Source organism: Spongorhabdus nitratireducens (genome assembly GCA_947387575.1).
Taxonomy (GTDB): Bacteria; Pseudomonadota; Gammaproteobacteria; order Pseudomonadales; family Endozoicomonadaceae; genus CANDOC01.
Genome location: CANDOC010000002.1, coordinates 401,351 through 421,887 on the forward strand (window position 1 = coordinate 401,351; position 20,537 = coordinate 421,887).

The following is a 20,537-nucleotide window of genomic DNA, read 5'->3' on the forward strand; positions in this document are numbered from 1 at the left end:
CATGACACGGTTACTGTTGTCTTTCCCCCCTGCAGTCGCACTGTCGCTATCGCTTTTCTACGGCCTGGCCGTCACCACCAGCACCGGACAACCACTGATCAGCGATCAGCAGGCCAGACCTGATCTGAGTTTTCTGATGGTACGTCAGGAAACGGATATCGAACTGCGTAACCGGCAGCTGCCGCCGGAACCGGAAGACACAACCGAACCCGAACCGGAAATTCCGATGGTGCCTTTTAAACAGACACCATCAGTGGATGTAGCACAGCTGGATGTGCGCATCCCGGATATTGATATGGCGGTGAAGGTGAATTTGTCTCCTTCACTGAATCATCTATCCATGCCACAGCCTGCTATGACGGTGGAAGCCAACCCGACCATCCTAAGCAAAATCAGGCCTGAATACCCGCACAAGGCACAGCGTCGCGGGCTGGAAGGACGAGTACTCATTGAATTTATTGTGAATACAAAAGGCCGGATCAAACCCGGCTCGCTGGTTGTGCTGGAATCCACGCCTCCAGGTATATTCGAGCATGCAGCGTTACGGGCCATTAAACGCTGGCGTTTTAAAACCCGGGTAGAGGAAGGTCAAGCCCAACCTTATAAGACCCGACAGGAACTGGAGTTCAAGCTTGATCGCTAATGTGTCAAAACTCTTGCTGCTGATCCTTTTAAGCTGGCCCGTATTTGCCAGTGCCAAAATCCAGCTACCGCCCGGTGAATACAAGCTGCTGACAAAAGTCAGCAGCTTACTGCAGGAAGATAAACAGGATGAAGCCTATCAGCAGCTGCTAAAAGCACAGGATCGGGTTCGCAGCAAATACGGCAAAGCGCTGGTATTACACAACCTGGGTCAGGTTGCCTTGCAGCGGGAGCAGTTCAATATTGCCCTGAAGCACCTGCAGCAAGCTTATGAACTGGAAGCGATGCCAAAGGAACAACAGCTGAATCTGCACCGAATGCTATCGCAGCTGTATTGCATGGAAGAACAATGGCAATCCTGTATTCAGTCACTCCAGGACTGGATGGTCGAAGTATCCGAAACAGCACCAGACAAGATATCGGCTGACGATTATCTGCTGCTGGCACAGGCTCAGAGCCAGACTGAACAGTGGAACAATGTTGTTGAATCAATCTCTCAGGCCATGCATCGCAAGACAACCAAGAAGCAAACCGTACCTGAAGGCTGGTATCAACTGAGAGTTGTCGCCCATATTCAATTGAAACAATGGCCCGCAGCTATTCGTGACCAGCAGCGGTTAATCGAAGACTATGCCAGCAAGCCAGCATACTGGCGCCAGCTGGTTTCAATGCACCAGCAAAATAAAGATCCTCAGTCTGCTCTGTCCGCCCAGCGGATTGCCTATGAACAAGGGCTGCTGGAAAAATCCGCAGACTATAGGTTACTGGCCCAGATGCTGCTGCAGGACAAACTGCCTTTCTTTGCCGGGCAAGTGCTTGAGCAGGGGCTCAAACAGGGCATATTGAAACATTCCAAAAAAAATCTGGAGCTACTGGGTCATTGCTGGATGCAGGCACGGGAAATGAAGAAGGCCATATCGGTGCTGGCTGACCTGAACCGTATTGACCCTAATCAGGAGCGCACAGTTCAACTAGCCTATCTGCAGATGGAACTTCAACACTGGCAGGCAGCCCATAACACCCTGGAGCAGGCGCTACGAAAAAAATCAGCTGATAAATCAAAACTGCAGTTAATGCTTGGAATTACCCGCATCAAGCTGAAACGTTATCACCAGGCCCGCCAGGTTTTGCATGCCGCGGCAAGTGATGCCTCGCTCAAAACAACTGCGGAAAGCTGGCTGCGGTATCTTAAACAGGTCAGCCCCATGAAACGACTACTGTCGTCCAGCTAATCCGGATACGTAAAAAATGTAAATTGGATCAAACCCTCTCCAACGGATACATATAATAATCATTATCATTTGCATTGTTGTTGGAGTGGGTTTGTGCAGGTTTCAAATGCTGTAGCAGGGCAGAAACCAGTTAATAAAAAGCGGGGCAGTAATAAACATATCCGCTGGATCAGAACGCTCCATGTTTATATCTCGATGCTGATGCTGCTGATTATGCTGTTTTTCACAGTAACAGGCCTCACTCTCAATCATCGCGACTGGCTTCCGGATGCACCACCGACAGTGCTGAACGAATTGCCATTGCCGGAAACACTCCAGAACCCACAGGCCTGGGAAGATGATCCACTGGGTCATGCTGAACAGGTACGGCGCTGGCTAAGCCAGCAGCATGGCCTGACCGGAAACCAGATCAGTTATGACTGGCAGCCGGAAGAACAACTTCTGGTCATAGACGTCAAGCGCCCCGGCGGTTACACCCTCGCAGAGGTACTGCCAGAGGATGGACTGGTCGTACTGGAGCATCAGGAGTACGGCATTGCCGCCGTACTGAATGATCTGCATATGGGGCGTTACAGCGGTGCGCTCTGGCGAGCATTTATTGATGCTTCGGCCTTGCTGATGCTGCTGTTCACTCTCACCGGCTTATGGCTGGTTATACCCCAGAAAAAGCGACGCCAGCGGTTACTGCTGCTCAGCAGTTGTGGCGGTGTTGTGATGGCTGCCGGGTACGCATTGATTGTAATGAATTGAATGGTTACGGATATCGCAACTCATGGTAGGGAAATGACAAGAAAAAGTATTCTGCAGTCGTTGTTTCTAATCGGTGTTCTGCTGACAGGATCAGCCGGGGCCCAAACCGTCAGCATCGAACTGGTATTACCCAATATAAAGAGCGGCCAGTATCAGCGCCCATACACTGCTGTATGGCTGGAAAAAGACGGTGAACGTCGTGCTGTGTCGACTATTGCGGTATGGCATGAAGACAAGAAATGGCTCAAGGACCTGCGCCGGTGGTGGCGTAAGGCCGGTCGTTATAACCCTGAAGTCGATGGTGTGTCCGGGGCTACACGCCCGGCAGGCACTCACCTCGTGAGCTGGCAGGCACAGGATGCTAATGGCAAACCCTTAGCGGGGGATTACTTGCTTTGCCTCGAAGCGGTTCGGGAACACGGTAACCGGACATTGCTGAAACAGAAGATTCATCTGGGGGATGGCGCCAGAAAGTACAGTCTTTCCGGTGGCAAAGAGCTCGGTCTGGTCAATATCACGCTTGGAAAGTAACAATTTCGTTCAGGAAGTAATAATGAAAAAAGGATTCAAGTCAGTATTCAAGGCAGCCGTAGTGACTGCGGGATTATTATCCGGCGCTGTTGTTTCGACTGTTCAGGCACACCCACTGTGGGTCCTGCCCGGTGAGTTTAATGTTTCTGATGAAAAAGCCAGCTGGGTCACCTTTGATGTCAGTGCTTCCCACACTGTTTTTGGCTACGACAAAAGCCCGGGGCTGGAGCAGGCAAAGGTGTTTTCCCCCGATGGTGACAGCAATTCCATCAGAACCTATTTCAAAAGCCAGCGTCGTAGCGTCTTTGACTGGCAACTGACTCAGGACGGCACCTACAAAGTGCATGTGCAACGTCCAACCTTCTATTACACCCGCTATAAAGCAGGTAAAAGAGAGCAGGATAAATGGGTCAGCGGCAACAAGATTGAAACCAAAGCCAAGCTGCCGGATAACGCCCGGGATATCGAGACCATGCTGTATGACATCAGCAGTGTCGCCTACGTAACCCGTAACGCACCGACGGACTCTGTTTTTCAGCCAACCAACAAAGGCTTTGAACTGGTTCCCCAGATTCATCCAAACGACATCATTCAGGATGAAAAAGTAACCCTCAACGTCCTGATTGATGGCAAACCTGCGAAAGGCGCCAAGGTAGAGATCACGCCCGGGGGCTCTCAGTATCGTAACGACCGCAACAGTATCGAGCTGGAAACAGACGAAAGTGGCCGTATTCAGTTTACTCCGGGCCAGGCTGGTCCCTGGCTGATGAGCGCAAGCCTTGTCAGCCCGTTGGATTCTCCCATGGCTGATACAGTTAAGGCCGTTCGCTTTCTGACCTTCGAGGTGATTCCCAATTGATCACCAGGGCTTTCATTTTGATGGTCTCAGGTCTCGGGCTGCTGCAAAGCAGCCCGGCACTGGCACATTACCCGTTAATGGTCTGTGAAGCTGACAGCCAGACCATCCGTTGTGAAGTCGGCTTTACCGATGGCAGCAAGGCGGTTGGCAAGTCTGTACGCCTGATTGACTACGACGAAAATGTGCTGCAAAGCCAGAAAGCAGACCGTTTCTCCAAAGTCGAATTCAAGCGGCCGTCCGGGGATTTCTATCTGCAATTTGACTCAGGCCACGAGTTTCCGGTGGAGGTTGATGTTGCTGAACTCTGACGGTTATACCGAGCAGGTAAGACCCGATGATGGCCGCAGGGAAAGCGGATGGGTGCTGCTGGCCATTGTTCTGATTCTGCTATCCGGTGGTATTGGTATTGCCAGCCATCAGGCAGCCCCGGCCAGCCGGCCTGACTATCTGTCTCTGTCGGTTCAGGACAAGGCAGTGCTTACCGATCTCAGAAATGCCGGCGATGAAATCCTGTTTCTGCAGGAAGATGGTCAACCTCTGCCAGATATTCTCCAGCTTGCCGACGATGGTATTCCTCCTTTTCAGCAGCAGTCCAACCAACAGAGCAGTCACCACTGGCAAAAGCTGTCAGGCCCCTGCTATGCGGGAACACCTGTTAATAATGGTTCAGGGCTGAATTTCTTACTGCTGCTGGAAGGCAACGTCAGGGTTTACTGGCAACCGACTGCCACTCATGAATCTGATTCCCTTCATTCCGATGAGACTGCGACCTGCTCACCCGATGAACATTGGCAACTGTTTCAACATGCGTAATTTTATTCTGCTTCTGTCTGTTTTCTTCTGCTTGCCAGCGGGTGCAACGGCCAAACTGAAGGTCGGAATTACCCTGCACCCCTATTACAGCTATGTCAGCCAGATTGTTGGTGAGCGGGCAGACGTTATACCGCTGGTAGATGCCGGTTTTAATCCCCACAGTTATGAAATGCAGCCAGCGGATCTCAAGCGACTGATGTCTATGGATGCATTGGTTGTAAACGGAATTGGTCATGACGAGTTTGCCTTTCGGGCACTGGAAACCCTTGAAAGCCAGCAGGGCGACAAGCATCAGGTACGGATAATCAAAGCCAATACGGATGTACCGTTACTGGCTGCAAGTAATGCTCAAGGTGCCTGGAACCCTCACACTTTTGTTTCCATCAGTGCCTCCATTCGACAGATCTACACCATTGCCCGCACGCTTGGTGAACTGGATCCGGACAATGCCCGCTTTTACCGCAAAAATGCGGTGAGCTTTGCCCGTGAATTGCGCCAGATGCGACACAGTTACGCTAGCGAGCTGGTCGGCCTGGATCTCAGCAAAGTCCGTATTGCCAGCACTCATAACGCTTATGGCTATTTCCTGCAGGAGTTCGGTATTGGCATTGATACCGTAATTGAGCCTGCTCACGGCGTTGAGCCCAGTGCCAGCCAGTTGCAGAAGACCATTGACCGAATCAGGGCCGCAAATATTCAGGTGCTGTTTACCGAGTTGAATATGGATAACCGCTATGTGTCCACTATCGAGCGGGCAACCGGCATTCGCATCTACCATTTCTCCCATATGACTTATGGCGAGTACGATCCTGCCCAGTTCAAACGGGAGATGGAAGCCAATCTCAAGACTCTGGTATCCGCCCTGAAGCAGTCCACAACTCATAGCACGCAACTGGCTGGAGCGAGTTCATGAAAGGCCCCTCCATCAGCTTGCAAAACGTCAGCCTGAATCTTGCCGGCAACTGTATTCTTGAGCCTGTCAATGCAGAGCTGCAGGCCGGTCAGCTCCATTTGCTGATTGGTCCCAATGGCGCGGGCAAAACCTCGCTGCTGAAAACCTTGCTCGGGCTGATGCCTCATAAAGGTGAAGTGCTGAGACACTGGCCTGCCGGGACAGATAAAAATACCTCAGACAGATTGCCAGTCTACATCCCGCAACAGCCAAAATTTGATGCTGTACTGCCCGTTACCGTAATGGATTATCTGGCTGCTTCAATCAGTCGTCGTCCGCTTTTCTTTCGGCAATCAGGCCGTATAAAGACACAGGTAATGGAAACACTTGAAGTTGTTGCCATGGCTGATAAAGCCGAACTTCAACTGGGCAAGCTGTCCGGAGGCGAGCGGCAGCGACTGATGTTTGCCCAGGCACTTCAACAGAAGGCCGGCCTCTGGTTTATGGATGAACCCATGACCGGGCTGGATGGTGAAGGACAGCGCATTATTACCGGGTTGATACAGCGCCTCAGACAAGAGCAGAAAACACTGGTCATGGTTCACCATGATATGGACTTTGTACGTCAGTATGCAGATAACGTGCTGCTGGTAGATGGCGGCGTCAAACAGACAGGAACGCCGGAGCAGGTATTGGGTCGCAGTGACACAGCCATGCTGGAGGTGGCCTGATGGAAAGCATTCGACAGTTTTTGTTTGAGCAGCAGGCAGCAGGTGTGCTGCCGGATATGTTCCAGTACGGCTTCCTGATCAACTCCCTCGCTGCAGCACTTATGATTGGCCCGCTGCTGGGTGGCATGGGTAGTCTGGTCGTCATCAAGCGGCTGGCATTTTTCTCCGAGGCTGTTGGCCATGCGGCATTAACCGGCATTGCCATTGGCATTCTGCTGGGTGAACCGGCTTCCCATCCCTTTGGCGGGTTGTTCAGCTTCTGTCTGACCTTTGCCGTATTACTTCACTGGGTTAAAAGCCGGACTGCGGTGCCCTATGACGCTCTGGTCGGCGTTTTTCTTGCAGTGGCTATCGCCTCCGGTGCAGCCTTACTGTTGTTTGTTGCACGCAAGGTCAATATTCATATTCTGGAAAACGTGTTATTCGGCTCCATTCTGACCGTACAGGATACTGATCTGGCTATTCTGGCGGTAATTACCCTGTTATGTATGGCTGCAATGCTGCTGTTCGGTAACCGAGCACTGATTGCAACCCTGTCTCCCGAACAGGCAAAAGTGCGGGGTATCCGCGTTAACTTGTACGAATACGCCTTTGTACTGCTGATCGCTCTGATTACCGTGGCCGCAGTGAAAATTGCCGGCGCAATTCTGGTCGGCGCCATGTTGCTGATTCCTGCCACCACGGCACGACTTGTGACCCGTAATGTCATGCAGTTTTTCTGGGTCAATATTGTGATCTCCACCTGCTGCTGTGTGGCCGGCATTCTGCTGCCAATGGTATTTGACCTGCCGGTGCCGTCCGGTGCAGCCATCGTTCTTTTGGCCAGCATCGGCTTTGTTGCCGCTGTTGGCTTCAATCGGATAAGAAGTCTGGCATAAGAGATCTCAACAAGGTCGCTTACCAGAGATTGTGAACAAGGATTACCAAAATGATATCAACCGGACGGGGATGGCTTGTTGCAGTGCTGTTGATGCTGACCTGTCAGGCCAACTGGGCATCCCAGGGCAAGATAGCAACAACACTCCCGATTGCTCAGGCACTGGCAAAAGATTTGCTGCAGGAGACCGGGATCAATGTCACTTATTTGCCTCCCAAACGTCTGCCTGTAAAGCGCAGCGGACACTGGCTGGCACATAAAAGCAACGACTCGATCAAGAAGGCAGGCCCTTTTAATGCGGTTATTACTATTGAATCAGTATGGCCGGGTCATGCTGCTTACAGTAAGCTGCGCACCCATAATATTCGAGTGGTTGCTATTGATATTGCCCGTGAATTGAGTGCACCGGGACGGCAGGTTCATCTCAGCAGAGACGCCTTGCAACAACAGCATTATTTCTGGCTGTCACCGGATAACCTGTTGGTGATGACACAGATTCTGGCGACCGACCTGGCACGCCTCTGGCCTCAACATGCGGCGATGATTCAGCGCAATGAAAAGCGGCTGAACCAACAGATCCAGCATTACTCTCTGGAAGTTGAAAAGCTGCTGTTGGCACGGGATATTGAGGCACTTTGTGTTCACAGTCAGGAGTTAATGCCACAGGCCTCTGCTACCTTCCTGCTGCTGGAAGCCCCCGGAGATTGCAGCCCGAATGCATTGCATCTGCAAAAGTTCAGGGCCGGTCAGAAAGATACACCACAAACCTGGAAACTGGACTCAGCCGAAAAGCCGCTAAAAACTGATATCGCAGGCTGGCTGAATGCCAACCTGACGCGCCTTGATCAGGCTGTCAGGATTGATAATTGATTTTTGAGTGAATGATGGAACTGAGTGAAAGGCAGGGCACACTGCCAAAGGCAGGGTTTTCCCAGCCTGCGACACGCATCCTGATAATAGAAGACGATGTTGTACTGAGTAACCTGGTTGCAGACCTGCTAAGAAAACATGGCTACCTGGTGCGGCAATGTTTCGACGGTTGCAGCGGTCTGGAAACCGCGACTAAAGAAGGTTTCCACCTGCTGCTGCTCGATGTCATGCTGCCCGAAATGGACGGTTTCAAGGTACTGAACAGGCTGCGCCGAAAGTCCGATGTGCCGGTTATCATGATCACCGCCCGGGGCGCTGAAGCTGACCGCATCAGCGGGTTTAAAACCGGCGCTGATGATTACCTGCCAAAGCCGTTCAATATTGAAGAGTTGTTGCTTCGAGTCGAAGCCATCATCAAGCGAACTCAGAGAGTTCATCAGATACCAGCAGAAGCTGCACCGGTACTTCTGGAGTTTGCCAGCCTGACACTGAATACGGGTTCTCAGGCTGTTATGTATGAAGATACTGCCCTGGATCTGACAGACATGGAGTTCAAACTGTTAGCAGAACTGGTTGAGCACCAGGGTCAGGTTTTGAGCAAACCCTACCTTTACCATGAGCTGATGGGCAGGCCCTATAGCCGCGAGGAGCGGAGCCTGGATGTTCATGTCAGTAAACTCCGTCGCAAACTGAACTCAGCTGGGTTTAATGCCAAACAACTCCGAACTGTTCATGGCCAGGGATACTGTCTGAAATGAACCGCAAGCTGTTCTGGAAGTTGTGTATCAGTATCAGCCTGATATCAATGGCACTCGTGTATCTGGTCGGTGAGTTGAGCAACAATATTGAAAGCTCAATGAGTCAGCTCAGTGATTTAGATAAACGTACATTAAACGAGTACCGTAGAGAAGCCGAAGTACTTGTCGAAGCTGGAAATAAAGAGGCCGTTCAGCAATGGCTTGAGCAGCTACAGAACAAAGAAAATACCTTTGCCACCATCATTGAGCTGCATAGAAAAGAATATGCAGCAATACCTCATCCAGATCAGAGACCTGTAACCGTCCGGCTCGGAAGGCAGTTGGACTGGGGCCTTCACCTGCACCACAGCAAGCCTATGATAGAGCTGGGACTGTCTGACGGTATTCACTATCTGGTTCTGCTGCTACCCGATCATATGATGCCCGGTCGTTACTGGGGTTTAACTCACACTCTGCTTCATCTATTGCTGCCTTTCAGTCTTATGATGTTTGTCAGCCTTATCCTCTACCGCAACTTGATGCGCCCTCTGGGAAGGCTGGAAAAGGCAACCCGGGAATTTACCCGTGGCAATTATGCGACTCGTGTTTCACCAGATCTGAATGGTCGGAATGATGAGCTGGGTCGTCTGGCTCAGGCTTTTGATGAAATGGCATCCAAGATTGGTAGCCTGCTTCAAACTCAACGCCATCTCTTGAACGACTTGTCTCATGAACTGCGCACGCCCCTGCAACGCATCGAACTCTGCCTGGAAACCGGGGAGCACAAAAACGGCAGTCGTTTAAAGAAAGAAGCCACCCAGATGCGCAATCTGGTCGAGGATACCCTGACACTGGCCTGGCTCCAGAACGAATCGCCACAGCTGCGTCATGAGACAGTTGATCTTATCGGTCTGCTGGAAGCCATCGCTGACGACACTCAATTTGAGTATCAGGACCGGCATCTTGAACTGCGCATACCGGATGAACTGCTGATTTCTGACAGCAGTGAGAAAGCATTGAATATGGCGCTCGAAAACATTATTCGTAACGCCATGCAACATAGCCCCACCGGGGCCACGGTTTTGATTACTGTTTCACTGCTGAAAGATTGCTGTGAAATCGTGGTGCAGGATCAGGGGGGAGGCGTACCTGAAGATTGCCTGGATATGATTTTCAAACCCTTTTTCCGTGTCGATAAAGCCAGAGGGCGTGATGCTGGCGGCTTCGGGCTCGGTCTTGCGCTGGCCAGACGTCAGATAAAAGGGGTTGGAGGATCGATCCGGGCAGAGAATGTAGCAGGTGAGGGATTACGGATGCAGGTCAGACTACCCTGCCAAAACAGCCTGAAATGTAAAAAATGTTAACAGGGTTTCAATCACAATTTAAATGATAATAATTCGCATTACAAAAATTAGAGCAGCACACTCCTGGAGATTATTTGTAATGCAAAACCCGCTTTCAGACATATTGGCAAAGCGCACCCTGTCACTGGCTATCGCGGCCGTTGTTATGACTCAGTCTGGTGCATTGCTTGCGGACGAAGAGAAAATCACCGTCACCGGCCAGTCTCTGACGGCTGATTCTGTTATTGACCAGGAGTCACTGGAAAACTATCAGGCTGCAGACCTCGAAGACATTTTCAAAAACGACCCTAATGTCAATGTCGGCGGTGGTTTCAGTACCGCTCAAAAGATTTATGTTCGTGGTATTGAAGATACCAACCTGAATGTCACCATCGATGGTGCAACCCAGGCGGGCTACCTGTTTCACCATCAGGGTCGTATCAGTGTTGAGCCTGAACTGTTAAAGCAGGTTGAAGTGCAGGCAGGTGCCGGTCTGGCCACTGATGGCCCGGGTGCTCTGGGCGGTGCGATCCGTTTTATTACCAAGGACCCTGAAGACCTGCTGCGTGATGGCGAACAGTTTGGCGGCATGGCCAAGCTGGGTTACTTCAGCAACACCAAGGGTTTGAAACTGAATACCAGCCTGTTTGGCCGTCTGTCCGATGACGTATCCGTACTGGCTTCCGTAACCCGTCAGGACAGCAATGAAATCAAGGACGGTGACGGTAACAAGCAAAAGAACACCTCATCCAAGATCGACAGTGGTCTGTTCAAAGTTGTTGGTCACCTGTCTGATGATCAGACAATCAGACTGTCCCATGATATTCGTAATGATGATGGTACCCGCAACCTGCGTCCGCATTTTGTCGAAGCGGGTTGGAACCAGGCCAACAAACAGAAAAGTCGCCGGGAAACCACCAACTTTCAGTACAACCTGAACCCGGACAAAAATGCACTGAACCTGCAGGGTAACCTGTATTACACCAAGTCTTACATGACTCAGAAGAGTGATACCAAAGATAATGGTGCCGGCGTCAAATCTCTCGGTTTTGATCTTAAAAATACCCACATCATTGACACTCACAGCCTGACATATGGTCTGAACTTCCGAAAGGATACCGGTTATTACATTAACCGCCCGGCTGACTCCACCAAGAAGGATGAAAAGCAGGATGTCATCGGTATCTTTGTACAGGATCAACTGCCGCTGACTGACCAGCTTACCCTGAATACCGGCGTACGTTATGACCGCTACACCCTGAAGGATAATATCGGCCAGAAGTTCAAGAGTGACGGCATCAGCCCCAACGTCAATCTGAATTTCGCACTTACTGACGAGATCGACATTCATGGTGGATATGCCCGCGCCTACCGTGGTGTAAACATCAAAGAGGCTTACCTGCTCAATTACGCCACCAATGATGCCAATCTGAAAGGTCAGAAAGCAGATAACCTGGAACTGGGCTTTGACTACAGCAGTGGCGCCCTCAGCTTTGGTGCTACAGCTTATGTTGCCAAGATCAAGCGCGTCTCCACCCGTGTCAGTGGCGGTGTGATCCAAAATACCGGCGATGTCAAAAACAAGGGTGTGAACCTGTTTATGAATTACAGCTGGGAGAATACCGACCTGCACCTGGGCTTCAGCCATAACCGCCCGGAACTGGACGGTGAACCGCTGGACGACGGCAACATGGCTATCGGCACCGCCAGCGGTGATACTCTGACAGCATCCGTAACTCACATGCTGCCTGAACAGAACCTCGAACTGGGCTGGTCTCTCGAAGCCGTTAAACGTCTAAAGAAAGTACCTTCCGACCGAAAGGAAAAGCCGGGCTACGCAGTTAATGACGTCTATGTGAAGTGGAACCCGCAGGGTAACGAAGATCTGTCTGTAACTCTGACTGTGAAAAACCTGTTCGATCGCCAGTACCTGAGCCACGCAAGTTACGGCAAGAGCTCCAGCAGTGGTCAGATCATTGGTTTGGCTGAAGCGGGCAGAGATGTACGTCTGACTGTCGCAACTCGATTCTGATCTCAACTACGAAAACAGGCAGATTGACATGATGACAACCTGCCTGACCCAACCGGATGACATGGATGTCTATCCGGCTTCAGGCACAGCATGAGCTGGCCTGAAATTTCCGAGCAAGAAATACCGAAACCCTGTACACTCATCCCCGCCTGTGGGCAGTAACGGAATATCAGGATTGACACTTCCCTGCTCCACGATGGTGCTGAAATAACAACAGCAAATACGATGTCGCTGCATCGAAACGCACCATACCAACGCACCCTTTTTTATTTTGCACCAAACAGGTGCACAACTTTCATGAAAAGGGCCGCCACAGGCCGTCTTTCAGGGATGAAAATATGGCACAGGCTTTGCTTTGTTCTGGGAAAGTGCGAAATCGCCTGAATCATTCGCCATGTTGCTGCCAGATAGGGCAGTCTCGGCTGGCTCCTGAGAGGAACAATAAATGTCAGAGAATACGCTGAAGCTTATTAAGGAACACGACGTCAAGTGGATTGATCTGCGTTTCACCGACACTCGCGGTAAAGAGCAGCATGTATCCATGCCTGTGAGCGAAGTCGATAGCGAATTCTTCGAACTGGGCAAGATGTTTGACGGCTCCTCCATCGCGGGCTGGAAAGGCATCAACGAATCCGACATGATCCTGATGCCGGACGACAAAGCCTCCGTAATCGACCCTTTCACTGACGAAAAAACCCTGATCGTTCGTTGCGACATCATCGAGCCGGCCACCATGCAGGGTTACGAGCGTGACCCCCGTTCTGTAGCACACCGTGCAGAAGAATACCTGAAGTCCACTGGCATCGCCGACACTGCATTCTTTGGCCCGGAGCCGGAATTCTTTGTATTTGACGACGTAAAATGGAATGTGGACATCTCCGGTGCTTCCTACACCGTCAACTCTGAAGAAGCTGCATGGTCTTCCGACAGCCACTTCCAGGACGGCAACATGGGTCACCGCCCAAAAGTTAAAGGCGGCTATTTCCCCGTTCCTCCGGTTGATTCCCTGCACGATCTGCGTGCCAACATGTGTAATGCCATGGAGTCCATGGGTGTTGGCGTTGAAGTTCATCACCACGAAGTAGGTACTGCCGGCCAGTGTGAAATCGGTACCCGTTTTAACACTATGGTCACCAAGGCTGACGAAGTTCAGATCCTGAAGTACTGTGTTCACAACGTTGCTCACGCTTTCGGCAAGACTGCGACCTTCATGCCCAAGCCTCTGGTAGGTGACAACGGCAGTGGCATGCACGTTCACATGTCCCTGAGCAAAGACGGCAACAACCTGTTTGCCGGTGACGGCTATGCCGGTCTGAGTGAAATGGCGCTGTACTACATCGGCGGTGTTATCAAGCACGCCAAGGCGCTGAATGCATTCACCAACGCTTCTACCAACGCTTACAAGCGTCTGATTCCGGGCTTCGAAGCACCGGTTATGCTGGCTTACTCTGCCCGCAACCGTTCCGCTTCTATCCGTATTCCTTACGTGAACAGCCCGAAAGCCCGTCGCGTTGAAGTCCGCTTCCCGGATCCAACTGCCAACCCTTACCTGGCCTTTGCAGCACTGCTGATGGCTGGTCTGGACGGTATCAAGAACAAGATCCATCCTGGCGATGCAGCTGACAAGGATCTGTACGATCTGCCAGCTGAAGAAGCGAAGGAAATCCCGACTGTAGCCGAAAGCTTCGAAGAAGCACTGGCTTGCCTGGATAAGGATCGTGAGTTCCTGACCGCCGGTAGCGTATTCACCGACGATATGATCGATGCCTACATCGAACTGAAACGCGAAGAGTGCCTGCAGATTAGCCAGACTACTCACCCGGCTGAGTTTGACCTGTATTACAGTGTGTAATTAATCAGGCTGAGCAAGATCCATTACTCTTGAAATATGGGGCTTCCAATTAACGTTGGGAGCCTTTTTTATAAATAGTTCAGCAAGAGAAGCGATATTAAGATCCCTGATTAGTTTAATCAGATATGGTTCGTTCACATCATATCCATTAGCTAACAGAGCAAACCCAAAAAAGACAGAAACAAGGCGATGGACTTTTTCTGTAGGATGCATCGGATCAAAATAAAAGTACTCATCAGCACGCCCACTTTTATAGTGAACATTTTCTTCTGTTGCATGCTGAATTTTCACATCTCCTGTACACCAGCTGCAGTCAGCAAAATTTATATTTGTATATGGCCTGTCAATCTCCGTAATACCAAATTTATCATGGTTATTTAATAAGAGATTTAAATAGTATTCTCCATCAACAAACGTAAATGTAACATCCTGATTTTCATCTCTTAGCTTTCCCAACTTTTTCTTAACCATTTCATTATGTTTTCTAGCATGTTCACCAATGACTGAAGCTGACTTGTGCCCCCTTAAGCAAGGAGCACGCCTTGCATCAGGAATAGTTCCCCATCCAATATGTTTAACACCTGCCCCGATTAATTTTTCTATCAAATCTACCTGATAGCTAACAACTTCTTTTGGGCACCATATATGATTGACATAATCACTACCGCCATTCCCAACAACAACAAGTGTGTGCTCTATATCCAGATCACCCACTAATGCGTCCAAACAACACTGGGACATATCAACCATTGTCGGGAGCATCCACCATTTCCCAGTGCAAACATCCAGGAACAAACCACTCAGATTCGCCACACTGGTGAAGAAGCCTGCCTTGCATCGACAAGCCTCACGCCCCCACACTTTCGCTGCTCCTCCTAATGGCATGACCATACTCCCGCCGTATGCCAAATTCAGAAAGTGCTCCTCAAGATCAGGATCAAGACCTAACAGTCTTACCGTATGATCACATGAGATTTTTCCATTACTAAATCGACCCTCATAATAGAAGGGTTGGGGCGGTAATGGCTTCATAAAATAGCCAATCATATTTAGCAGGTAATAGCGCAGGTTTTCATAGTATCTGGAGAAATGCTTCGGTTTTTCTTCACTTTGCCCTGACAAATAATTTGTCAGGCGATAGGTATTTCCTGTATCAGCCAGACTATCCCCGATAAGAATAAGTCGATTAATTTTTGTGTTTGAATGGACAACAGAAACGTCAAAAATAAAAAACACGAATAAAAAAACACAAAAACAGGATAGGTTACATCGACTACCCATCTTGTCTTCCCCTAACTTGTTATTGATACCAAGCCTAGACGAAGATAGTTATTTGTCCTGTTTATAGATACTCTTGAACCAGAAGGTAAAATTTTATTTACGGGGAAACATTTTATGCCTGTACATAGAAAAATATTATTCACTACAGGTATTTGTTTTTTATTACCCTTCATGGCCTATGCCACTATTTATAAGACAACTGATGCTCAGGGCAATATCATATTCACTGATGACCCACCGCCAGGTGTAGATGTAGAACCCGTCCAGCTTAAAGAGCCAACTGTTCTCCCGGCAATCAAAATTGAAAATCGACCTGAACGTCAGGAGATAGCCACGTCCCACAGCATCAAATATAAAAACCTGACCATCACTTCCCCGGCAAATGAAGCAACCATCAGAGGTTCAGGTGAAGTCACTCTTTCAGCAGTACTACAGCCACCTTTACATTCCGAACATCAGGCCCGGTGGAGGCTTAACGGCAAACTTCTGGCTCCGCCTTCCAGTTCTCTCAGTCATTCTCTTATGAATATGAGCCGGGGTACCTATTCAGCTCAGATAGAGGTCATTAATGCCAAGGGAAAGGTTCTTAAAAGTGCTCAGGTCAAATTTTATGTCCACCGCCCCAGCCTGCTGAACCAGAACAGAGCATCTGACTCTACAAGTTCTTTTCCTTCACTGTCGCCCCCTCTTGCCCCACAGGCACCAAGAGTTCCTCAGGGGCCCAAGGCTCATTCAGGTCAAAGCGCACCAAAATAGTGCGCCGAATGAGTTATACTGGGGCACTGGTACTGGCGCACCTCTTGGCCAACGCCTGAATTCAGACATTTTATCTGTCTGGCTTACATCTTGCTTTGTTACATCACAGATACAATTGACCGCGGTTTAAGGGCTGGCGATACATGAAAGGCTATCTATGCATGAAAGGCTGACTGGGCAACAACGCCTATCGCAGATTCAACGGGAAGCCTCTCTGCTGGAAAACATGACAACAGCAGTGGTTATGCTCGGTTCATCACTGCAGGTCAAATACATGAATCCGGCCGCAGAAGTGCTGTTTGCAGTCAGTGAGCAACGTAGCCATAACCTGTCTATCACCGAACTGGTATCTCGCTCCGGTGCACTAAACAGCCGATTGCTGGAAGCTATGGAAACAGGCCAGCCTTATACCCGACGCGAGAAGGATCTTGAGTGCCATGACGGTCGCCGACTATTACTGGATTACACGGCTACACCAGTTGAAGAAGGTATTCTGCTCGAGTTTCAGCAACTTGATCGCCTCAAAAAGATCAGTCGGGAAGAAGCCCTCAAAACCAACCGGGAAACCGCCAAGAACCTGATTCGGGGCATGGCTCATGAGATCAAGAATCCATTGGGCGGTATCCGTGGCGCCGCTCAGCTACTGGCCAGAGAGTTACCTGATCCTGAGATGAAAGACTTCACCGATATTATTATTGGTGAAGCCGACCGACTGCGTAATCTGGTAGACCGCATGCTGGGGCCTCTGAATCCTCCCAGACTGGAACCTGTCAACATCCACGCCGTACTGGAGCATGTACGTCAGTTGGTTCTGGCGGAAACCAAAGGCAAATTGCAGATCCTTCAGGATTATGATCCCAGCGTACCGGAGGTTTCAGGTGATAATGAACAGTTGATTCAGGTCGTACTGAATGTTGTGCGCAATGCCTGCCAGGCAATATCCGGCAGCATGCCATTGAACCAGGGCAAGGTTACCTTACGTACCCGGATCCGCCGCCAGTTTACAATTGAGAGCCGGATTCATCGCCTGATTTGCCAACTGGATATCTGTGATAATGGCCCTGGCATCCCGGAAGATATGCAGGAAAGTATTTTCTACCCGATGATAAGCGGTCGCGCTGAAGGATCCGGTCTTGGTCTCTCGATTGCTCAATCAATTATGGGTCAGCACCAGGGGCTGATTGAATGTAGCAGTGAGCCCGGCAACACCACTTTTACCCTTTATCTTCCTTTTGAGCAGATTTCAGCAGGAGAGCCGAATGAGCAGCACTGAAAATGTCTGGATCATCGACGACGACCGCTCTATTCGCTGGGTGCTGGAACGCGCTCTAAAGCAGGATAGCATTCCATCCACCAGCTTTGAGAGTGGTGATATGGCACTGGCAGAGCTGGAGCACACTCAACCGGAAGTGATTATCTCGGATGTCCGAATGCCTGGGACCGATGGTCTGAGCATGCTCGAGAAAATCGGCAAGCACTGGCCGGATATTGCCGTTATCATCATGACCGCACATTCCGATCTGGACAGTGCTGTCTCTTCTTATCAGCGCGGTGCTTTCGAATATCTGCCGAAGCCGTTTGATATTGACGAAGCTGTCAGCTTAGTAAAACGGGCACAAGCTCATGTTCATGAGCAGAAGCAGCAAAGTGCTCCCGCGCCTGAAAATACAGCTTCACCTGAAATTATTGGTGAAGCTCCGGCGATGCAGGAAGTGTTTCGAGCTATAGGCCGACTGTCACACTCCAATATCACAGTGCTGATCAATGGTGAGTCTGGTACAGGTAAGGAGCTTGTCGCCCACGCGCTCCATCGTCACAGTCCACGCTCAGCTAATCCCTTTATCGCCCTGAATATGGCCGCCATCCCGAAAGACCTGATGGAATCTGAGCTATTTGGTCATGAAAAGGGAGCATTTACCGGCGCCAATCAGCAGCGACGGGGGCGGTTTGAGCAGGCCAACGGCGGCACCCTGTTTCTGGATGAAATCGGCGATATGCCGGCCGAAACCCAGACCCGACTGTTACGGGTTCTGGCTGACGGAGAATTCTATCGGGTCGGGGGACATACTCCGGTTCAGGTGGATGTTCGTATCATCGCAGCAACACACCAGAACCTGGAAAAACTGGTTCATGCTGGTCGGTTCCGGGAAGATCTGTTTCACCGCCTGAATGTGATTCGGGTTCATATTCCAAGACTCAGTGAGCGCAAGGAAGATATTCCTCTGCTGACGCGCCATTTTCTCGATTCAGCTGCAAAAGAGCTGGATGTTGAGCCCAAGCAGATTCACCCCGATACCCAAACTCTAATGCGCCGACTCGACTGGCCCGGCAATGTTCGCCAGCTGGAAAATACCTGTCGCTGGATGACGGTAATGGCCTCTGGTCGAGAGGTGTTACCGGATGATCTCCCCCCGGAGTTGTTAGATCAAAACACCAATAAAGTCACTTTTGACAACTGGGAGCAGGCATTAAGGATTTGGGCAGATAAGCAACTGGCATCGGGAGATAAAGGCCTCCTGAAACAGGCAATGCCAACTTTTGAAAAAATCATGATTGAAACAGCACTTGCTCATACCGGAGGACGAAAACGCGATGCATCCGAGCTTCTCGGATGGGGTCGGAATACTTTAACCCGAAAAATTAAGGAGCTTGGACTGGAACTAGAGGAGTATAGTGAGGAGAGTGACCCAGTATCTTAAAGGGTTCAGCAGTAAACTCCAGACCTGCATCAGAGGAACAACTAGACTGTTGTTGCCAGAACTTGATGCTTTGGATGGTCAAGGCTAGCTTAGAGCGGATTTTATCGCCTGTAAGAACAGTGACGATTCGCCGGTAGTCATAGAACAATTTATGCTCATGAATACACTCTTGGCTATTCTCTATCGCTCTTAATAATGTCATCAGCTCAGCCGGATGATATTGAGCCAACCAGAATATTGAAAACTGCATACGAATAAAATCAACCAGATTATCCTCTCCACTAGAGTCTAGGGGCTTCATTTGGGTCAACCATACTCGAGTCATTGCTTCATTATCGCTTTCAAATCCATACTCATATCTAAACTGCTGATCCAGCCAGGAACGAAGCCTCTCCTGGCTCATAGAGTCAGATAGCAAGTGCTGCGAAAGATGTAGCTGGAATAATGGGTTCCACATGCCATTGCTGAATACATCTGGCCTTATTTCTCTCAGACCCTTATTAAATGCTTCTGGAAAGCTTTTTCCCTGGTCACAAAGAAAAAGACTCAAATGCTTATCAAGTTCCCTTTCCATCATATCAAAATGGAGATAGATAGCTCTGTGAGCTTCAGGAATAAATCTCAAAATATCAATATGAAACCAGTCATGCAGAGTACAAGCTAAGACCCCAGAATAACGATCATGAGGTGTCAGAAAATTATTCAAGACTGAAGGGTGAAATAGAATAACCGGATGTTTTCCCCGGCACCTGAACTCAAACAAATGATCAGCTTTAGTTTTTCCCAAGACCGGCACTGGTCGAATATAATGACTGTGCTCACTTTTCAGAACTTCATGAAAAAAAAAGTATGATGACAATAGAATAATGCCATCATCTTCTAAGAAGGAACAAAACTCTGGATTCATGTCTGCACGACGCATAATCCACTGTCTAAGGTGAAAGATTCGTTCATATTGAGGCCCTATTTCAGAACCTCTTGTTAATAACAACTGCCTTTTTTCTTGAGAGGTAAGAAAAACCCTAGAAAAATAAACAGATGATTTACCCATTGATTCTCGAAGCTTCGTGGCAAATACGCCACCTCTTTTTCCCTCTATATTCATCAAGTACTTTTTTCTGAGTTCGTGATTAACAGTCAAGTCTACCCTGTCTACTCCGGTTGAACCGAGCACTTCTGGAAGAGAGCATTTATCCATAGCACCAAATTGATCCATTAACTCTACATGGACCCAAGCATCAAGAAGCAGCTTATCATCTATACATCCATCAAGATAAAGCTTCAGCATACCGTTATATATAAAAGTCTGTTTCTTAAACAAATCCGAATCATATATTCCATCCATTTTAGCTAAAAGGTCATCGGAAATAACAGAATTTAATACATCCAATTCTTGCTCAATTTCATCTCTGTTTTCTACAAAATCCAGAATTCCTCCTAAAGCATTAAAAGAAACAAAAACAGACAAAAAGACAAAATTTCTAAATACAACTTTTTTTATAGATATCATTTAAAAAATCATTCTATTTATTTTATATTTTCTACTGACTGCTTTTATGTATTACAGGTTCAGTAAAATTTATAATTATCCAATAACACACCACTACTGAATTTGTATATATTAAAAAATAATGAGCAAG

20 protein-coding genes are annotated in these 20,537 nt (G+C 49.2%); 18 read left to right on the forward strand and 2 right to left on the reverse strand.

Annotated features, from left to right (window positions below; translation table 11 throughout):
- Position 1: 1 nt before the first annotated feature.
- From ACYZZ0_RS06370 to glnA, 15 genes are all read left to right on the forward strand, one after another.
- Positions 2–643 (forward strand): energy transducer TonB, encoded by a 642-nt coding sequence (locus tag ACYZZ0_RS06370; RefSeq protein ID WP_461535759.1) that lies wholly within the window; start codon positions 2–4, stop codon positions 641–643.
- 1 nt (position 644) lies between these two features.
- Positions 645–1,874, forward strand: a complete 1,230-nt coding sequence (locus ACYZZ0_RS06375; RefSeq protein WP_461535760.1) for a hypothetical protein — start codon at positions 645–647, stop codon at positions 1,872–1,874.
- A gap of 93 nt (positions 1,875–1,967) precedes the next feature.
- A complete protein-coding gene (locus tag ACYZZ0_RS06380; RefSeq protein WP_461535761.1) occupies positions 1,968–2,624 on the forward strand; it encodes a PepSY-associated TM helix domain-containing protein in 657 nt (218 codons plus the stop codon).
- A 33-nt stretch (positions 2,625–2,657) separates the two neighbouring features.
- Positions 2,658–3,155 carry a DUF2271 domain-containing protein gene (locus tag ACYZZ0_RS06385; RefSeq protein ID WP_461535762.1) on the forward strand — a complete coding sequence of 166 codons (498 nt, stop codon included), beginning with the start codon at positions 2,658–2,660 and terminating at the stop codon, positions 3,153–3,155.
- Between the two features lie 22 nt (positions 3,156–3,177).
- Positions 3,178–4,014 (forward strand): DUF4198 domain-containing protein, encoded by an 837-nt coding sequence (locus tag ACYZZ0_RS06390; RefSeq protein ID WP_461535763.1) that lies wholly within the window; start codon positions 3,178–3,180, stop codon positions 4,012–4,014.
- Positions 4,015–4,034: 20 nt separating this feature from the next.
- Positions 4,035–4,322, forward strand: coding sequence for a hypothetical protein (locus ACYZZ0_RS06395; protein ID WP_461535764.1), 288 nt, complete (start codon positions 4,035–4,037; stop codon positions 4,320–4,322).
- A complete protein-coding gene (locus ACYZZ0_RS06400) occupies positions 4,306–4,827 on the forward strand; it encodes a DUF6162 family protein (protein ID WP_461535765.1) in 522 nt (173 codons plus the stop codon). Before ACYZZ0_RS06395 ends, ACYZZ0_RS06400 begins: the two co-directional genes overlap by 17 nt.
- The gene (locus ACYZZ0_RS06405) at positions 4,820–5,740 is read left to right on the forward strand and encodes a metal ABC transporter solute-binding protein, Zn/Mn family (protein ID WP_461535766.1); all 921 of its coding nucleotides are present in this window, start codon (positions 4,820–4,822) and stop codon (positions 5,738–5,740) included. The genes ACYZZ0_RS06400 and ACYZZ0_RS06405 overlap by 8 nt, the downstream gene beginning before the upstream one ends.
- A complete protein-coding gene (locus ACYZZ0_RS06410; protein ID WP_461535767.1) occupies positions 5,737–6,450 on the forward strand; it encodes a metal ABC transporter ATP-binding protein in 714 nt (237 codons plus the stop codon). The genes ACYZZ0_RS06405 and ACYZZ0_RS06410 overlap by 4 nt, the downstream gene beginning before the upstream one ends.
- Entirely contained in the window at positions 6,450–7,328 is an 879-nt protein-coding gene (locus ACYZZ0_RS06415) for a metal ABC transporter permease (protein WP_461535768.1), read from the forward strand. The genes ACYZZ0_RS06410 and ACYZZ0_RS06415 overlap by 1 nt, the downstream gene beginning before the upstream one ends.
- A 50-nt stretch (positions 7,329–7,378) precedes the next feature.
- Positions 7,379–8,197 carry a TroA family protein gene (locus tag ACYZZ0_RS06420; protein ID WP_461535769.1) on the forward strand — a complete coding sequence of 273 codons (819 nt, stop codon included), beginning with the start codon at positions 7,379–7,381 and terminating at the stop codon, positions 8,195–8,197.
- An 11-nt stretch (positions 8,198–8,208) separates the two neighbouring features.
- Positions 8,209–8,955 (forward strand): response regulator transcription factor, encoded by a 747-nt coding sequence (locus ACYZZ0_RS06425; protein ID WP_461535770.1) that lies wholly within the window; start codon positions 8,209–8,211, stop codon positions 8,953–8,955.
- Positions 8,952–10,298 (forward strand): ATP-binding protein, encoded by a 1,347-nt coding sequence (locus ACYZZ0_RS06430; RefSeq protein WP_461535771.1) that lies wholly within the window; start codon positions 8,952–8,954, stop codon positions 10,296–10,298. The genes ACYZZ0_RS06425 and ACYZZ0_RS06430 overlap by 4 nt, the downstream gene beginning before the upstream one ends.
- Before the next feature lie 79 nt (positions 10,299–10,377).
- Positions 10,378–12,309: a TonB-dependent receptor domain-containing protein gene (locus ACYZZ0_RS06435; RefSeq protein ID WP_461535772.1), complete on the forward strand. Its 1,932-nt coding sequence runs from the start codon at positions 10,378–10,380 to the stop codon at positions 12,307–12,309.
- A gap of 445 nt (positions 12,310–12,754) precedes the next feature.
- On the forward strand, positions 12,755–14,161 hold the full coding sequence (gene glnA, locus ACYZZ0_RS06440; protein ID WP_461535773.1) for a glutamate--ammonia ligase: 1,407 nt from the start codon (positions 12,755–12,757) through the stop codon (positions 14,159–14,161).
- On the opposite strand, the gene ACYZZ0_RS06445 is transcribed toward glnA, so the two are convergent.
- On the reverse strand, positions 14,162–15,442 hold the full coding sequence (locus tag ACYZZ0_RS06445) for an SGNH/GDSL hydrolase family protein (protein ID WP_461535774.1): 1,281 nt from the start codon (positions 15,440–15,442) through the stop codon (positions 14,162–14,164).
- A gap of 114 nt (positions 15,443–15,556) precedes the next feature.
- Here ACYZZ0_RS06445 and ACYZZ0_RS06450 point away from each other — a divergent pair, with 114 nt between their 5' ends.
- The 3 genes from ACYZZ0_RS06450 to ntrC all read left to right on the forward strand — a co-directional run bounded on the left by ACYZZ0_RS06450 (position 15,557) and on the right by ntrC (position 18,897).
- Positions 15,557–16,198, forward strand: a complete 642-nt coding sequence (locus tag ACYZZ0_RS06450; protein ID WP_461535775.1) for a DUF4124 domain-containing protein — start codon at positions 15,557–15,559, stop codon at positions 16,196–16,198.
- Between the two features lie 157 nt (positions 16,199–16,355).
- Positions 16,356–17,471 (forward strand): nitrogen regulation protein NR(II), encoded by a 1,116-nt coding sequence (glnL, locus tag ACYZZ0_RS06455; protein WP_461535776.1) that lies wholly within the window; start codon positions 16,356–16,358, stop codon positions 17,469–17,471.
- Entirely contained in the window at positions 17,458–18,897 is a 1,440-nt protein-coding gene (gene ntrC, locus ACYZZ0_RS06460) for a nitrogen regulation protein NR(I) (RefSeq protein WP_461535777.1), read from the forward strand. The genes glnL and ntrC overlap by 14 nt, the downstream gene beginning before the upstream one ends.
- On the opposite strand, the gene ACYZZ0_RS06465 is transcribed toward ntrC, so the two are convergent.
- Positions 18,839–20,407 (reverse strand): hypothetical protein, encoded by a 1,569-nt coding sequence (locus ACYZZ0_RS06465; RefSeq protein ID WP_461535778.1) that lies wholly within the window; start codon positions 20,405–20,407, stop codon positions 18,839–18,841. The two genes, ntrC and ACYZZ0_RS06465, sit on opposite strands and share 59 nt — an antisense overlap.
- Positions 20,408–20,537: the final 130 nt, after the last annotated feature.

Coding starts and splice junctions, on each gene's coding strand:
- ACYZZ0_RS06415 (WP_461535768.1), top strand. CDS start 6,450: ATGGAAAGCATTCGACAGTTTTTGTTTGAGCAGCAGGCAGCAGGTGTG.
- ACYZZ0_RS06420 (WP_461535769.1), top strand. CDS start 7,379: ATGATATCAACCGGACGGGGATGGCTTGTTGCAGTGCTGTTGATGCTG.
- ACYZZ0_RS06400 (WP_461535765.1), top strand. CDS start 4,306: ATGTTGCTGAACTCTGACGGTTATACCGAGCAGGTAAGACCCGATGAT.
- ACYZZ0_RS06445 (WP_461535774.1), bottom strand. CDS start 15,442: ATGGGTAGTCGATGTAACCTATCCTGTTTTTGTGTTTTTTTATTCGTG.
- ACYZZ0_RS06410 (WP_461535767.1), top strand. CDS start 5,737: ATGAAAGGCCCCTCCATCAGCTTGCAAAACGTCAGCCTGAATCTTGCC.
- ACYZZ0_RS06385 (WP_461535762.1), top strand. CDS start 2,658: ATGACAAGAAAAAGTATTCTGCAGTCGTTGTTTCTAATCGGTGTTCTG.
- ACYZZ0_RS06435 (WP_461535772.1), top strand. CDS start 10,378: ATGCAAAACCCGCTTTCAGACATATTGGCAAAGCGCACCCTGTCACTG.
- ntrC (WP_461535777.1), top strand. CDS start 17,458: ATGAGCAGCACTGAAAATGTCTGGATCATCGACGACGACCGCTCTATT.
- glnL (WP_461535776.1), top strand. CDS start 16,356: ATGCATGAAAGGCTGACTGGGCAACAACGCCTATCGCAGATTCAACGG.
- ACYZZ0_RS06465 (WP_461535778.1), bottom strand. CDS start 20,407: ATGATATCTATAAAAAAAGTTGTATTTAGAAATTTTGTCTTTTTGTCT.
- ACYZZ0_RS06430 (WP_461535771.1), top strand. CDS start 8,952: ATGAACCGCAAGCTGTTCTGGAAGTTGTGTATCAGTATCAGCCTGATA.
- ACYZZ0_RS06395 (WP_461535764.1), top strand. CDS start 4,035: ATGGTCTCAGGTCTCGGGCTGCTGCAAAGCAGCCCGGCACTGGCACAT.
- glnA (WP_461535773.1), top strand. CDS start 12,755: ATGTCAGAGAATACGCTGAAGCTTATTAAGGAACACGACGTCAAGTGG.
- ACYZZ0_RS06450 (WP_461535775.1), top strand. CDS start 15,557: ATGCCTGTACATAGAAAAATATTATTCACTACAGGTATTTGTTTTTTA.
- ACYZZ0_RS06425 (WP_461535770.1), top strand. CDS start 8,209: ATGATGGAACTGAGTGAAAGGCAGGGCACACTGCCAAAGGCAGGGTTT.
- ACYZZ0_RS06390 (WP_461535763.1), top strand. CDS start 3,178: ATGAAAAAAGGATTCAAGTCAGTATTCAAGGCAGCCGTAGTGACTGCG.
- ACYZZ0_RS06405 (WP_461535766.1), top strand. CDS start 4,820: ATGCGTAATTTTATTCTGCTTCTGTCTGTTTTCTTCTGCTTGCCAGCG.
- ACYZZ0_RS06370 (WP_461535759.1), top strand. CDS start 2: ATGACACGGTTACTGTTGTCTTTCCCCCCTGCAGTCGCACTGTCGCTA.